The organism is Anaerobiospirillum sp. NML120449, assembly GCF_023051105.1.
Classification (GTDB): domain Bacteria; phylum Pseudomonadota; class Gammaproteobacteria; order Enterobacterales; family Succinivibrionaceae; genus Anaerobiospirillum.
The window spans coordinates 40836-57255 of record NZ_JALKIL010000030.1 but is presented as its reverse complement, the minus strand read 5'-3'; the positions used below and the strand labels follow the sequence as shown (position 1 = coordinate 57255).

The 16420-nt window shown below is 49.5% G+C and carries 6 protein-coding genes, 1 tRNA gene and 3 pseudogenes; 2 read left to right on the top strand and 8 right to left on the bottom strand.

Going from position 1 to position 16420, the window contains the following annotated elements; genetic code table 11:
• Positions 1-113: 113 nt before the first annotated feature.
• Positions 114-251, top strand: a pseudogene (locus MXE41_RS09115) (flagellin); the annotation flags it as partial.
• Between the two features lie 109 nt (positions 252-360).
• On the opposite strand, the pseudogene MXE41_RS09110 reads toward MXE41_RS09115, so the two are convergent.
• Positions 361-540 (bottom strand): annotated as a pseudogene (locus MXE41_RS09110) (flagellin); the annotation flags it as partial.
• A gap of 776 nt (positions 541-1316) precedes the next feature.
• Between MXE41_RS09110 and MXE41_RS09105 the strand changes: the two are divergent.
• Positions 1317-1580 (top strand): hypothetical protein, encoded by a 264-nt coding sequence (locus MXE41_RS09105; protein ID WP_247100274.1) that lies wholly within the window; start codon positions 1317-1319, stop codon positions 1578-1580.
• Between the two features lie 209 nt (positions 1581-1789).
• Here the strand turns inward: MXE41_RS09105 and MXE41_RS09100 are convergent, their stop codons facing one another.
• The 7 genes and pseudogenes from MXE41_RS09100 to MXE41_RS09070 form a co-directional block, all read right to left on the bottom strand.
• Entirely contained in the window at positions 1790-3253 is a 1464-nt protein-coding gene (locus tag MXE41_RS09100; RefSeq protein WP_247100273.1) for a hypothetical protein, read from the bottom strand.
• A gap of 1516 nt (positions 3254-4769) precedes the next feature.
• Positions 4770-4860: transfer RNA gene (locus MXE41_RS09095), tRNA-Ser, on the bottom strand.
• A 50-nt stretch (positions 4861-4910) separates the two neighbouring features.
• The gene (locus MXE41_RS09090) at positions 4911-5129 is read right to left on the bottom strand and encodes a hypothetical protein (protein ID WP_247100272.1); all 219 of its coding nucleotides are present in this window, start codon (positions 5127-5129) and stop codon (positions 4911-4913) included.
• Positions 5130-5304: 175 nt separating this feature from the next.
• Positions 5305-5862: pseudogene (locus MXE41_RS09085) on the bottom strand (EscU/YscU/HrcU family type III secretion system export apparatus switch protein).
• A gap of 787 nt (positions 5863-6649) precedes the next feature.
• Complete coding sequence (locus tag MXE41_RS09080) at positions 6650-7081, bottom strand: MerR family transcriptional regulator (RefSeq protein ID WP_246978382.1); 432 nt, start codon at positions 7079-7081, stop codon at positions 6650-6652.
• 2967 nt (positions 7082-10048) lie between these two features.
• Positions 10049-11965 carry a SurA N-terminal domain-containing protein gene (locus tag MXE41_RS09075; protein WP_247100271.1) on the bottom strand — a complete coding sequence of 639 codons (1917 nt, stop codon included), beginning with the start codon at positions 11963-11965 and terminating at the stop codon, positions 10049-10051.
• A gap of 1228 nt (positions 11966-13193) precedes the next feature.
• Positions 13194-13469 (bottom strand): HU family DNA-binding protein, encoded by a 276-nt coding sequence (locus MXE41_RS09070; RefSeq protein WP_246978379.1) that lies wholly within the window; start codon positions 13467-13469, stop codon positions 13194-13196.
• Positions 13470-16420 lie beyond the last annotated feature (2951 nt).

Genomic DNA, 16420 nt, shown 5'->3' with positions numbered 1-16420 from the left:
ATTATGTAGCTTTTCTACATATACGGCTGTTCAGTTTGATAGAATTAAATACGAGGTAAAAAAAATGAATGGCCTGTCTATGCGGCTTTAGCTATGGAAGATAGCTTAAATGCCGGGCTATGATTCGTGACGCAGACTTCGCCGAAGAGTCAGCAAATCTGTCTCAGCAGTCAATCATCCAGCAGGCAGCTACCTCCATGCTCATGCAGGCTAACACTCGCCCACAGCTCGGTCTGTCCCTGTTAGGCTAATCTGACGATTTACAATACTTTTATATAGCTTTTCAGCCAGTCTGAGCTGAAAATAAAAGGCCCTGCGCTCATCGAAGCTCAGGGCTTTTTTGTTGATTAACGCGTATTAATCAAGGCCGTTTATCTGCGAGGTCAGACGGGAGCTGATCTGAAGACCCGCTGCATCGTCCTTTGCAGAATTGATACGAGTGCCAGAGGAAGGACGCTGGTAGCTTGTACTAAGCTGATTCTGTACATTATTAAGCTGTCATCTTCCATGAAGGGAGGACACATTGGTATTTACATAAATGCCATGATAGTACTCTTATGTTAATAAGCGACAGGGGATCATGGCAGATCCCCTGCAGCCACGTTTTTCGTTTCGTCTTTCGTTTTATTAGAGCAGATTGAGGTGTTTTTCATCAGCTGCGCCTTATAACTGTGGCGCACAGCTCAGAGCCGCAAGCTCTGCTGATAGGATGCCGCCGGTGTTGTGGAACCCGCCCTCACACACAGAGACGGGGCACCGGCGGAACTTGTTATATTATCGTTTACACAGTAATTTTATTTCTGTATTAAATTTGTGATGGTCACTTTACCATACAAATCTTGCATGTCAATATCTGATAGATACATGTTATCATTTTCTTGTAATAGTTGTTTATGCGATCTGTATGGGGATTGTGTAGGTGGCATGTAGTTGCACAGCAAAATGTGCACATTATTGGGGCATGCTGCATAACTGGATAACAGGATTTTTAGAGCTGGAAAAAATTTAATGTATAAACAAAGTTGTTTACACAAAAAATTAGCATTTTAAAGTCAGACAGCTAATCAGTTACATGGCAAAGCTATTATCAGCTCCGCCGCTCATGCAACTCATATTTAATATTTTGAAATATGGAAATGAAGTAAATGCGTTATGTATGGATTTGTAGAGTGTATTGGGGAGGCGATTAAGAGAGATTGTGAATTCAGGCGTGAGTCTAATCGTAGCCGGATAAGCTGTATCGTTTCTTCATATGCAATTTTGTATTGCATTAGTCCTGACTGCTACAGTGGCAAGGCCATATGAGCTGCTGTGTATTGATTGTTTCTTCTGGAGAATCCATGAGCACTGATACTGCTGGGGACAGGCAGGCCAGAAGCTGGAGTTCTTTGTCTTGCAAGCGGATTGAAGAAACTGTTCTTGCTGCTGTGGTCAGGAGAAACTGTGTACCTTATCAGCAGGGAATTTCGCTCAGCTTGTGGGGGTATGGGCATTATAGCTTTGCTTATGAAGTGATTGACCGCAGAGAGGGTAATCATTCAGATATCAGAAATCGAGAGCGCTATCTTGTTGGGATGTGACTGTGTGGCAGGGTATGGCAGGGCAGGTTCAGCATGGTGTTGAGCGGTACTGAAGAGGTGTTTCTCATTGCGCAGACTGGCAGGACAGGTTCTGGTTCTATATTTCAGGTTTTATAAAGCATCAGGGCCGTTATCCAGCTGGATAGCGGCCCTGAAAGCACAGGTATTATGTGGTTTAGAACTGGGCTGGCCCGGTTCGCCTGAGTACATCAGTACTCAAAGTCAAAGCGGTAGCTGTCCAGAATACGCTCAAAAACAGGCTTGAGGGTTTCGAACTGCTGTTTGACATTGGCGGCCTGTACCTGACGCCCTACCAGCTCACAGCGCAGGGTAGCCATGGTGTTGTGGCTTACGATATTGCGCTCATAGAAGTAGTTCTGCATATCAGGAAGTACACCGTCCTCGCCCTTTTTCAGGAATGCGTAGAACACCAGCTCCATATAATGATCGTGAGGGTTAATAGGAGCAGCAAAAACGCTTGGGTTCTTGTTCTGCCACTCTATGGCCTCAGAGGTGTTACGCAGTGCTCTGACCTCTTCGTACTCACCATAGAGCATGTTTTCCTTGTCTCTGAAGCGCTTGAGCAGACCATCACGGAACTCCTTGTAGGAAAGCGGTTGGCTTTCATCAAGAGGAGTCACCTTAAGGGTTATCATAAAGTTGGTCTTATCAGAGCTGTAGCTGATAACAGTTGAGTCACCGGCCACCATATAGCTTTCCTTCATATCCTCAGGATAGTCAAAGGAAACACTCAGACGGCCCTGTGAAGCCATATCTGAGTCCATGGTGTCTGAAGAGCCGTCAGCATCACCGGAACCACTGACTTGTCCTTTGTCTGATGATCCGACCATGCCGGCAAGGGCTGATTTACTGTCAGCACCGTCAGGCCTGTCAGTTAAGCTATTGTAGTTGGAGCCTGACGGAAGCAGTGATTTAACTCCACTGAGATCATCTACACTGCCGGGAGCAGGGGCAGGCTGCGCTGCTGCCTGCGGCAGCTGAGCTGTCATCTGCTCAGGAATAAGGGCGATAACATGATCACAGCGCTTAAGGCTTAATTGCAGGTTGCCTGCAGCGACAGTGCTGCTGGCAGAGCTCTTATCCTCAGCTGACTTGTCGCTGTCTGATCTTTGCTCCTTGCTGTTACTCTCGTCAGAGGTCAGTGCCCCCTTTTTTGCTGCAGACTCAGCCAGAGCATTGGCTGGAGCCGGTGCAGGGGCAGATGCCTGAGCAGCCCCTTCTGCTGATGACTTCACAGCAGCATCTGCTGATGCCAGCAGGGATGAAGAGTCCAGTGAGCCGTGCGGGGCAGGTGTAGCCCCGTCTGCATCCAGCTTCAGACTGTCATCGAGGTCTTCAAGGAATGGATCCTTACTTACAGATGCCGGTGCCATGGCAATATAGGTGCCATTTTCAGAGGTCATAATGAACTCGTTGCTGAGCTGACCATAAGTGCCATTAATTACAGGAAGAGAATGAGGCTCAAGGTCCTCTTCAGGGTTACGGGCGCGGCTTGCACCATGGCGCTGGCTGTTACTCTCAGTGCTGTCGGTTGAGCGTGCAGTAGTGCGGCTGGAAATAGTCTCTGCACCACTGGCATATGCCGCAACGGCAGCCGATGATGTCAGAAGAGCCAGCAGGACGCTAGTAGACAGTGAAGAAAACTTGTTCATAAAAGAAAAACCGAAAATGGAGCTCTTGTGCTCCGGGAAGTATGCAGCAGATACTTCAATTAAGCTAAAACTTGAATCCCGGCCCTGTTAAAGAGAGAGCAGGCTCGGGCAGCATGTGTCATGGCAGATAAACCGCAGCCATGGCCTTATGTATTGATTTAACCGGACTCCGGACCGGTATGGCATGCCCTTGTGCCTGTCAGGCAGATTGGCAGCTCAGTAAGTGATTCATTAACCCTTAAGAACTTTGTGGAGCTTACAGGGGAGCAGTTGTCTGATAATGCAGCTGGTTGACATACTGCTTAATATGCGGCGCACCTTTTCAGGCAGCTGTTAGATGATAGCGTTATTATGGCATGAATGCCATAATGCTGATTCAAAGATGAGTTACAGCTCACATGTAAGCCTTTTCATGCTCGTCAGATACAGCGAATGCCCACTGTACAGGTCTTAGCCAGCCGTAAGATATGACTGACTACAGCATGCATGAACCAGGGTAAAAGCCCGTCATCTTTTGAAGCATCATCAGGTGCCCAGTGGCACGCCTCATAAGAATACTTAACAAAATAGAGAGAAATTATTCACTGCCATAACCGGCTCCACTCATGAGTTACTGCTTTGTGCTCCAGATAGATCAGGATGTCAGTACAGTACATGCGGGCAGTCATTGCGGGCAGCGGGCGCTAATTTAAGCCATAGCGCTGCGCTTTGCAACACAATATCCCCAATATGAGCAGTCTTAAGACTAAAAATGTCTGAAAAGATCCAAACCAGTGCAAATGACAACGTTTTCAGCGTACAAATTGACCGGCTGTATCAAGTATATGTTACGTAACATTGCCGTACTGTTGAGCTATCTGAATGATTTTATGTTACTGGTAACGATACAATCATAATACCTTGGCTTAACTGGGATTTTATAATCATTGCTGCAATTTGCTCGGGCCTGTTATGGCTCCTGTGCAGAGCGCAGCCGCCGCAGATTAGAGTTCAAAGGGGATTTCAAATACGTCAGGGACGGTATACAAGATGACTCCAGGCTGCATTGAATGACCTGCATTTATGTGAAGAATGGTGTAGGCCCCATTATGGCAGACGCATTGATGCCAGTGACGCTGCATGCTGCAGCATGCGCGTGGTATGAGGCGGCTTGGGTATACGAAAGAAATATCGGAAAAGTTGCGCTGGCTGGCCTGAATGCAAGGGGCATTAAGCTGTAAGACAAAGAGCACTCGATGGTATTGCAAGTGGATTGCGAGGGATGACGAGTGGCTTGCGCTGGTATAGCGAGGAATGACGAAGGCCTTGCAAGAGGCTTGCGAGGGAATGGCAATGGGACCGCGAGGAGCTTACAAGGGGATGAGGAGGGGATGGCGAGGGGAATGGAAGGTGCTTAACTGCTTTAGCAGGTGAGGGGAAGAGGTGATACTGCGGCAGGGGTTAGGCCGAAGCTGAAGTTTGAAATGTAGTATCTATGAGGCAGATAAAATAAAAGCAGCTCGAAGCTGCTTAATTATGGCGGTGAGAGGGGGATTCGAACCCCCGATACGGAGTTACCGTATACACGCTTTCCAGGCGTGCTCCTTCAGCCACTCGGACATCTCACCGCACTTGCGAAGAACCTTTTCATCAGGCTCAGTCGCTGGAACGGTGCTCATTATATAGAATTTCCGTTCATGTGCAAGCGCTTTTTTATGTTTTTTGAAAAATCTTTTTCCATAAATTTAACAAATGGCTTAAACAGGCCAATGCACAGGGAAAATTTCAGTACATGGGCAGCCTGGATTTTCAGAAAGAAACCTGCAGCTGTCACTCGCACCACTGTGCTGCGGCTCCACGCAGGTTGAGCTGCGTAGTTATCAGCAGTCAATGACATGCATCTTCAGACTCCAGCTGTGCCCAGCTGACTGATGACAGACAGGCTGTTATACCGGTTGCATGAATGCAGGCATGAAAAGCGGCATGCAGAGCGTGTCACGCCTCCAATTGCATGCCAGTGCATTGTACTTGTGAGCAGGCATGGAACAGACCCCTGTTTATGGTTTTTATGGCTATCTCATGGCTATTACGATGCGCAGGATTTCTGCCACCTGCATGAGCATGTCTGAAGGTATGACTTCCTCTTCATTGCCCTCGGCAAAGAGAGCTCGGGCAAGAGGGGCATTGCGCATGATTGGAATGCGCTCCTGCTTGGCAACTTCGATCATGCGCCTGGCCATATCACCCTCACCTTTTGCCAGCATGTATGGCAGTGGGCATTTCTCTTTGTTGTAATCAAGGGCTACAGCTTAATGGGTTGGGTTGACCACAAGTACCTTGGCTTTACGGGTACGGTCGAGTTTAGACTGATTTTGCATTTCTCTGTGTAACTGCTTTCTTTTAGATTTTATATGAGGATCGCCTTCCTGTTCTTTATACTCACGCTTTACTTCATCCATGGACATCATATGCTGTTTTGTATAGCGGGATCTGGTGAATATCCAGTCAAAAAGGGGAATAACAATAAATGCTGTAAGGGTATAGAGGAGCAGGGTTACCGTCATCTGTCCGCAGAGGGTCACAAGAGACATAACGTAAGATCGATCAACCTGCTTAAGAAGATGGTTAATACGTTTTAGTTATATACCACCTGGATTAGCTGCAGATAACACAGAAGGCGGGCATGCATGCCATCGGGCAATAGCCATAACAATTCTGGCCGCAGCAAACACGAAGGAATTCTTCCTGCATGCTGTATGACAAATACAGGCCCGAAAAAATGGGGCCGACACCATGGCTGGTGTCGGCCCCTGATTTTTTTCAGCGACAGGTTTCAGGCATCAGCTTCAGACCTCACTTGAGGCCCGGCATGCCCTGCGCAGCGCCAGCCGTGAACTGGCAACATGCGCTGACTTCATAGCATAAGTAATTTGTATAACAGCAAATAAAGCATAACCTGTACCCACTGTTTGACACCAGTCAGCTCTGGGCCAATGACCTGCCACCATACTGCGTGCTTCCACCTCCGCCACCAACAGTATCTTAATCGACACTGAACTTGCGTCTGAGGTTCTGACCAGGCGGCTCATGATGCTTTACATAATATATGGTAAAACTACCAGTCTTACCCATGTAATCACAATAATATTGGCCTGTGCTTTACATAATGATATGTATTATGCCAGCTAAAGCGCCTGCAATGCCCATGGTATACGTGGGCACTTTACTACGTGGGCACTTTACTACGTGGGCACTTTACATAAAGTACTGGTTAGCGTGTGGCCTGTGCCACGACGGCAGCATTAGTCTGCCAGCTGGCGGAGCATTACTTCATTAGTTCATTGCTTCACTTCTGCATTATGCTGGAAGAGTGCTGCCTGGTCCTCTTTGATGCAGGCAGCCTGAGATTGTGACGCGTTAGCGCATGCGGTTTTCGCTGAAGCGGAACTTCTCGTTGTTGTCAGAGGTAAGCAGCATGGTGGCATCCTGCTGATTTTCCAGAGCCTCATTCAGGCTGCGGCGCTTGTACTCAATAAAGTCCAGGGCCAGTTTGAGGTCGGCAATATGAGTTTTAAGGGCTTTCTGCTTTTCTGACAGAATCTGCAGACGCTCTGGAATGCTCTGATGGCCCAGCTGGCACAGCTCTACAAAGGAGCGCATCTCCCTGATGCCCATGCCGCAGTGCTTAAGACAAAGCAGGCCTCGGATCCAGGCAATGTCTTCATCGTTGAAATAGCGATAGTTGTTGCTGTTGCGCTTGATATCCGGAACCAGACCGGCACGACAGTAAAACTTGAGAGTGTCGTAGTTAATGCCCAGCTGTTCACATGCCTGTTTCATTGAGTACATATTATTACCTCCTTTACCGCAGCTCCCTTAACTGAGAGCAGATCACGGCATAACGGCTGTCAGTCCGTATTCCGGCATAAGTATACGGACTGTGCACCTGATGAGCATCTCGTACTCTGATGCCTGGTGCGCCCGTTTGTGAGCTCTCTGCAGCTTACTGTCATACCTGTGTGCAAGGTGCCTGCGCAGGTATGAATACAGAGTTGGGGTAACGGGGGAACTGTGGCGGTAAGTGAGACCTCCTGGACCTGTATGTAACTTCATGCATAGCAGTCAGCTGATACAGGAGGGATGACACTGTAACTGTGTCCCGGTCACTGATTAGGTCAGTATCACGGTCCCGGTCACTGTCTCCGTCACTGTTTACCGTTATGGCCATGGCCTTTGTGAATATTGTTATGGGTACACGCAGGGTTAGGCACTGATGCTCAAAACGGGGTGTTAAATGGGAAAATCAGGCTCTTCCTGGCAGAAAGACAGAGCCATTTGGTCCTGCTTGGCAGGCAGGGATGTAAAAATACTCTTATACCGGCCAGAGAATGGCAGGTTATCTTGTTACCTTCTGTGTTTTAGTGCCATTGCTGGCACTGGTTGATTAGATTGATTGTTGTCATACCAGGCACGTATCTCCTTATGCTTTACCATGCCGGATGTCTGATCTGCGATTTGGAGCGCAGCTGCGAATTTCATAAAGAAAAACTGCAGGCAGCTGCGCTCATTCAGGAGCGCAGAAATCGCCCGGAGCTGGTCGAGTCATGCTCCTGGAGAGAGTTTGAATAAATCATTAACAGCCAGTAATCCTCAGTGTTTGATAACACAACACAAGCGCAGCAGCGCCGGGATGATGCTCTCAGAGCCGGCAGCAGCGGCCAGGCAGTATGCTCTCAGGGCCGGCAGCAGCGGCCAGGCAGTATGCAGTATGTACAGGCAGTATGCAGTATGCAGTATGCAGCAGACACATAGGGCACTGTCGACGTTTGACTGGCTGTGCAGGAAAGCACCCGCACATGAGTGCACCAGTGGCTGTCGTTAGAAAGCCCTAAACGTATGAGCTTAATGGCCATGCAGTACATACATAACTGGCATCACTCATGCCCCCGGGCATTGCCGTTTCTCGTATGATCTGAGGCCATAGCATTGGCTATGTCATGGAAGTTCTGCTGTGGCCATGCAACTGATCCGGGATCCAGTTCCCCGGGATTAATCTTTCAGGCTATAGCCATTGAGCCTGTAGTTAACCCTGATGCCCATTATTCAAAATTATCTCTTGTGGTATGCAAGTGTGTTGAGATGTTTGAGCCTTCCTGAATCACTAACCAGTACCCTTTGTGAGTTATGCGGGCAAAAGAGGAGGCTGCAGCAGATTTTGTGGTTGTCAGTCTGAGCTCCGGTACTGTTGATACCTTATTAAGCTCTGACGGGGCTTTATGTTCTGCTGTCTATAGATAACAAATTAAGCCTGTAAGTTAAGGCAGATAGAACTAAGTATTTGTACGTGATTCTAAAAGTCTCTGCGGTTTTTCGTCAATACGCCAATATCATGCGTAAAATTTTGCAAAGTCAGGGAAGTTGCGTTTTATTGCGGTGAATAAGCATACATTAAAGCTGGCTTTGCAGATATGTGACTTTAAATTTGTGCGACTTTATGGGGAGCAAGGACGGTTCAACAAAAGTAAGTTACTTGCGTTTTATTGCTTAATATGCCCTGATCGTCATGAGATTTGTCCACTTGTTGGACAAGAATCAAAAAATCTTGCGATCTGTGCCTCATTTTTAAGGTGCACGGCACGGTCAAAAATGGTGCAATGCAAACGCATATAGGGCCAAAATCAGCCAGTTTATCAGGCACTGTGCATATTTAAGGCTAAATGCACGAATTGCACATTTGGTTTAATATTCTCTTAGCAGCTTTTCATCTTCGATCGCCTGTGCAAGGGACTTTATCCCGGGTATGAAAACCCGGTAGTACTTTTGGTTGGAAGGCAGGGATTTTAATGACAGATTATGAGCCATAATTTTTGAAAAGTGCTGAATTTATGCGGTCAAAAGCCTAAAAACCCGGTAACTGCGCCCGTCATCGCAACACTTCCATACAAGCTGATAATGTTCAATACAGGCATGAAAATACCTTGATAAATGTGAGCAAAACCAGGCAAAAACCTGCCAGGCTCCTTGAGCAGGCACGACTGACATGGCAGTCCGCTGCAGTTGTATATGGCCCGTCAATGTGATAATCGCCCACCCCCGGCCCGTAAGTCCTGCCACTCTTCTAAGGTAACCACTATCAGCTCACTTCCTGCAGGCACATTTGCAGGACCACCATGACCTGCATTCAAACAGCACAGTCGGCCTCCCGGTAATCAAGACGGCACAGTCGGCCTCCATGAAACCCATACAGCACTGTCGGTCGCCAGGTAATCCAGACGGCAAAGTCGGTCTCCCGGTAATCCAGACAGCGCAGTTGGCCATACTGTGTCCTGTCTGCAATTCTGCAAGTCTGCAAACCTGTCCCACCGCAGGTCAGCTTCATGAGAGTTGCAGCTGACCCTGCAAGTAAAACAGTCCGACATCCCGTGCTCAGTCTGTCTGCTGATGATGTGCACAGCTCACAGAGAGTCCCTGTATCGTCACCAGGGTGGCACCATTGCCTGTAACTGACATACTACGTAAAACCTTGCCATAGTCTCCAGCACCATCAGTGCGCGTGCACGATGCAGTATGTGAGTACAAGGTTTATTCAGTATGGATGCATTCTAATATTCTGGAGCTTCGGCCGCGACTGATGGCATGGCAGGTTTTGCTGGGATGCTCTGGTCCTGAGAGGCGGGGTAGTGCCCAGCTTTGCGGTTGGAGCAGATGATGGCGGTTGTGGTGCGGAAAAGAAAAAGGGCCGGCAGCAAAGCTGTCCGGCCCGGGCCGCCACGCGGCCTGCGGCCGGGGCGGATGAAAGTGTTAGTGAGAGCGGAACTATTCCTGCTCAGCTGTTCTGGTTACCAGGTTGATGGCCTCGTCATTGTAGACAATGTCATTGAGGGTGCGGGCCTGACGGTTAAGGCTGTTCTGGACAGTCATGTTCAGGTACTGGGCGTAAGGAACGTTCATAACCTCGGCATAGGTCTTGAGGTCTTCAGCAGAAGGCTCGCTTACCTTGCGCAGTACACCCAGAGTCTCGGTGCCGTTGTTGGAGGCAATCACCCAGGCTTTCTGAGTGTCCACTGGCAGAGCATATACAGCCTGGTTGAACTCAGGACCTACGGCATCAACAGATGGAGAGAGCACAACGCCCTTTCTGGCAGTTACGTTTTCAGGCAGGGCAGCATTCTCATCCTTTGTGACGGCCATGGCGACCTTCTCAAGAGCCTTATTGATGGCAACATTGAGCTTGTCCTTTTTGACCATGGCGACGGCATCGGCCTTAACCTCATCGAAGTTACGCAGAGCAGCGTCGTGGTGCTCGGTAACGTTGATTACGATGGAGTTGTCATCATCGATGGAGATAACCTGGCTGTTAACGCCTGAGTTGTAAACTTCCTCATTAAAGGCAAGACCCTGTACTGCAGCATTGTCCAGAGGCCATGCAGCCTTGGTATCGCCCTGATCGAGCAGACCGGAGTTCTTAATCTCAAGCTTGAGAGCCTCGGCGGTTACGTCAAGAGAGTCCGGGTTCTCAAAAGAGAGGTCAGACATGGTGGTAACACGCTGGTTGTACAGGTCGCGGGCCTGAGCGGTGATGTAGGCGTCTCTGACCTTGTCCTTGACTGCAGCAAGCTCTGGAGCATGTGGCTCCACAATTTCAGTGAGGCTTACAAAGTGAGCGCCGGTTTCATCATCAATGCGGTCGCTTACCTGACCTGCAGTGGTCATGGCAAATACGGCAGCATCCAGATTGGCAGCCATCTCACCACGTGAGAACAGGCCCATGTCGCCCCCCTTGGAGGCAGTGGCCTTGTCATCAGAATACTTCTTTGCCAGCTCAGCAAAGGACTTGCCGTCCTTGATGCCCTTTTCAACAGCGGCAAGACGCTTGTCGTAATCCTTGCTGCCCTTGCGGATAACAATGTGAGCTGCGCGGCGCTGCTCCGGCAGGGTGAAGTCCTCAGAGTACATGTTGAAGTACTCTTCAAGCTTCTCATCGGTAACTTCAACTTCCTTGCGCAGATCATTTACTGACAGGAGCAGGTAGTTAAAGCGTACAGTGGCCGGGGCCATGAATCTGTTGTGGTTGGCGTCATAGAAAGCCTTTGCTTCCTCGTCGCTGGCGGTAATGCCCTTTTCAATGTCAGCAGCATCAACAGTGTAGAGATCCACAGTACGGGACTGGGAAATGATGCGGGCTACATTATCAAGCTCAAATGGCAGAGGAATTGTTGAGGCAGTGATAACAGGACGGGCAACAGCCTCGGTCATCAGAGAAACACGCAGCTGCTCGCCGTAATAGTCAGGGCTCATGCCCATGTTGCGAACGCTGGCCAGATAGAGCTCGTTATTGAAGCGGCCATCTTTCTGGAATGCAGGGCTTCTGCGGATTACATCACGTACCTGCTCGTCGCCAATACGTACATCCATATCCCATACAGCAGCATTGAAGGCAACATTGTCGATCATGCGCTCCAGAACCTGCTTCTTGAGGCTGGCAACGTACTCAGGATTTTCCAGCAGATCTGAGCCGTTAGGAATACGGTGCAGCTGGTTGGCCTGACGGTTGTACTGATTGGTCCACTCATTGGCGGAAATCTTGTAATCACCTACGGTGACAGGATCAGTATTGAGCCTTGGGATTAAATAGCCGCCCACACCGGTGAGCACGAAAGAAACAATGATCAGGGCAAGCAAGGTCTTAAAGGCCTTGGAATTGGCACCGTCGCGTAATTTGTCCGATAACATCAACTTTTCCCCGCAATTCATCACCGTGCCTGACCAGAACTTAAAGTCACGCTCAGAGTAAAGCAGAACATGGTCTTTGCTGATCTGCTGGCAACTGTGATGATGATGAACTGCCACTAACACAATAAAAAAAAGCTGCCTGATAACGGGCACTGGCCCGGTTTTGCAGCAGGGCTAAATATTAGCATAGCCCCGTACCATATAAAAGCTGGCCATGGTCCATAAACCCGGACTTCATGCCAGTTGCAGCAATGCAGAGAAAGCATCACCTGTGACAGGCTCAGTACAGTCAGGCCCGGGCATGAGTGTTCAGATGCCGGTCACGATTTGTGGCGACAGGTGCGGGCTCAGCTGCGGGCTACGCTCTCATAACACCCAGGCCATGGCTGTCATGACCTGTAAGTCCTGGCAGCCATGTCTGCAGGAGTTTTGCTGTCAGGTCAGCATAGGACACTATAGCAGTGCTTAATGAGCGCCTGCTTAGCTGCCTTATACTCATGACCGTCATGTGTGGCTCAGAGATGCTGGCTCCTGATCTGCAAACGCACGAGACTTACACAAACACAGAGCGCCAGCTTATCAGGTCACATCAGTACTGAGTCAGGCAGATTTAAACCGGCCTCAGGCAGTGAACGCGTCCTGTGCATATATTTGAGCAGCTGGTTTTAGAAAGCATCAGTCTGGCGTCTTGGCCGCAGGACCATTGGTTATTTAAGACAGCTGACAGCGGGGCTCGCCTGCTTATCAGGCCTGACGCCCTGGACTTTGCATATAGGGTCGGGATACATGAGTTGGCGGACAATGACAAGAGCAGATGCCGGGCAGATTTTAAAAGGAGGGATGGGCTTTATTAAAGCAGAGTTTTGCAGGGGGATGGCCGACTTGATCGATTTCTGGCTGGATGAGCGATTGATTGATGGACTGAGGGATCGCCCTGCAGACTGATGAGCTGATGGTGTGCCCTGCAGACTGGCAAGCTGAGGGAGCGCCCTGCAGACTGATGAACTGATGGAGTGCCCAGCAGATTGGCAAGCTGAGGGATCGCCCTGAAGATTGATTAACTTATGGTGTGCCCTGCAGATTGATGAACCGAGGAAGCGATTGATTGGAGGCGTCAGTGGCGGTCGCGGCGGCAGGCAAAAATAAGGCGTCTGACCGGACACCGTATGGTGCCCGGACAGACGCCGGCAGTTAAGCGGCGTACCTGAGGTACGTTGCCGTAACTGTCTTATTCGTTAACCTGGGCCTTGAAGGTCTTTCCGGCACGGAATGCTGGGAGCTTGGAAGCCGGAATAGTAATCTCTTCGCGGGTACGTGGATTACGGGCGGTACGGGCAGCGCGATCGCGTACCTCAAAAGTACCAAAACCGATGAGGGTTACATTGTCGCCACTGGCTAAGGCATCCTTGACAGACTCCATAAAGGCGTTAACAGCACTGTGTGAGGCAGTGTTGGACAGACCGGACTTGGCGGCTACTCGGGCTACTAATTCACTTTTATTCACGTGACACACTCCTGGGAAAGACAAAAAACAGGTCCTTGAGTTCAGTGAGCAAAAGCCTATGACCAGCGGAAAATAAAATGGCTGTTCTGGTCAGGCAGGCATTTACCTTCAGACAAAGGGACCGGTGAAACCACTTCAGACCTGAACCTGCAAAGTCAGTTCAGGTATTTATCTGCCCCTTTCATCTTCTCCTTGTGATGATTGAGGGCAGAGCCCCGTAGCTATTAAGTCTCATCAGCTCTTGCTGACTGTCCTTGCACGGAAGGCCAACTCAAATTGCAGCTGCACTGCTGGTGTAATGGTTTAGACAGACAGCAGGGGCATTAATCAGGATATGGCGTAGTCTGCCTTTGGGGCAGGCTGCAGGGATGCTTAAGAAATACAGGGAATGCTTAACAGTACCAGCTGTTCCAGGCCCCTGACGGGGCTCACTGTGCTGACAGCTCTGTTGTAGCAGCGCATTAAAAATCAGGAAAGAAAGTACTGCATGACCTGACTTCAGGAGCAAAACTGAAAATCAGGGGCGCCTTAACATGGCTCATGCCATGCGCCTTAAACCGGGAACAGGCACTCCAGCTGCCAGTGGGCATGCTGTCAGTGCGACAGTACCATGGCAGGACCCGGGGATACTTCACTATGAACTGGTGCAGCTTACAGAGCAGGCTGCAAGGACATGACCGTCCTCCAGACAAATCGTTTTGGCTGCTCAGGCGCAGCCTTGAGTACAAAGACCGCCCTCGGACCACAGGCACGCTGCATAAGGCTCAGGCCAGCGTCAAAAACATTATGCACAACTGGAATCAAAAACCTCAAACGTGATCCCAAAAGCGGGATCTGCCTCGCAACTTTTGTTGTTAAAGCATGCCGAATTGCGATCTCACAGGGGTTTTTATCTGCGCTCAAACCCGCATTGCGCCGTGAATTATCACTAGTCAAGCCCCTTTAAAAGTCTGTATCTATGAAAAGTATATCCACAGGGCTTTCCAGGATACAGACTTTGAACTCAGAGCAAGTTGTACAATGTGATATACATGCCTGAAACTCAAGACTGGCAGGGCCCTGGTAAATAGCAGTAACAGGGCCTGATCCTGGGCCGGATAAGGACGTTTTGAGTGCCATATGACAGGATCTGCAGTATGAAATCAGGCCCACAGTATCGTCCTGCAGTGAACCATGAGTCAGGTCCGCCTAATGGTTTTTGCACCATAGCGAGGCTCAAGCCCCATAACAGGTCAAACCCGCCCCCACAGGCCGCTTTACGCATCACCCCCAGCAGCAGCTGACTGCTCAGATAAACTGGCATAACTGGACTAAATGACAGATCAGCCAGGACACATCAAAGCTGAATCAGGCACATCCATCAGCCCAAATTAATCTTAAGCAAGAAACTCCCAGTGCCCTGCAGCTCACATCAGAGCAAGCCGTCAGAGCACATTTATGCACTCACATAACAGAGGTCTGGCCCTGGCCCGGCCAGGCAAGGCGTGGCCACCGGTGCGGCCCGGGATCGCTCCCTGTCATACACCATGCTTGCATGAGTAAAGGTGAGAACGGCTTGAAAACGGCAGACATTGTTAGTGTAAGGCTTGCATAAGCTCACTCAACAGTCGCAAGTCACCACTCAGCGTCGCCACTCAACAGTAGCCAGGGCACGCAAGGAGCAGCCTTGAGCTGGTAGCTCTGCTATGCGGAGCAATGCCGTGCATGCGCTGCCATGATGTGTATGCTGGGAATGCCTGGCATGCCTGGCATGCCTGGCATGCCAGGACAGGCATGTCATAGCTTTATGAGGGCGGCATGGAGGAAAGAATGCAGGGGAATGAGCTGACCCCGGACTGAGCGTAGATAATGGGCGGGAACAGAGTCGGGACAGGAGCTTTTGTAACCTTCTGCTGTGAGCACTTTAAAGGCAACTCCGTCAGCTGTGCCTGACAGGTAAAGTAAAGGATTTTCTGATCAGGCTGGTCTGTGACGGGTTGTTTTGGCTAAGACCATGCACATAAGAGCACAGTCATTGAGCTCTTCCCCTGTAAGGCACAGGGGCTTAACTGGTTTGCTGCATGTCAGCTTCACAGTTTTACTGTGCAGGGCTGTGGGCAGGCGCACCGTACGCCGTTACCTGGTTACAGGAACAGGTAAGGCGCAGCCTTTTGGCGGCTGTTGACCGAGCTGACATTAAGTCTGGCCGGGTAGAGCCCTTACCTGGACAGAGCTCCGCCAGGGACATGGCCCTGCAAGGGCATGTACTTACATAAAGTCAGGGCATTCTGACTGAGACACGCCTTTTTAGTCGTGCTGCTCTAATATAGCTGCCCAGGACAAAGCCAGCTGCAGCCGGGCGTGGCCCTTGCTGTTGATTCAAAGGTGTTTTTAATGATGAGCTGTACAACTGCCTGGTAATTTGTGAGCAGGAATCAGCTGTCTTAGAACTGTTTGCGCCCGCCCCCTGGGCCTGGAGTATAAGAGGGGCCCCCGCTCAGACTCCCTAACGCTGACAGTTGTACAGACTGGACTGCAGCAGAACCTGAAACGAAAACCTCTCCGCCTGTGTTTACTGCAGGACCTGAGGGCGAAAAACGTGTTTCGTAACGTCAGGCACAAACAGACAGACAAACAATAAACTGTTGATTGTTTGATTTTATAAGTTTTCAGGAGCGAGTTAAGACCTGAGAGGATTTTTGGCGCCCGGCATGTACTCACGACTGTCGTTATGACCGTTAGCAATGGCATTCCAGTCAAATTAAATGTTCAGCTACAGATCATGCTATTACACAGCAAAATGCCATGTTGATAAGGTTTTATCACTTTTATCAGACACTGGGACAGTCTGTTTACACAAAATCTGATGTCAATTTGTCAAAGGAAAATACTTGTGGAAAAGTCAATTTTCAGTTACGCACGAAAAATAAAAAATGTGTGTAAAATCACATAAGCCCAGGAGTGACAGCATT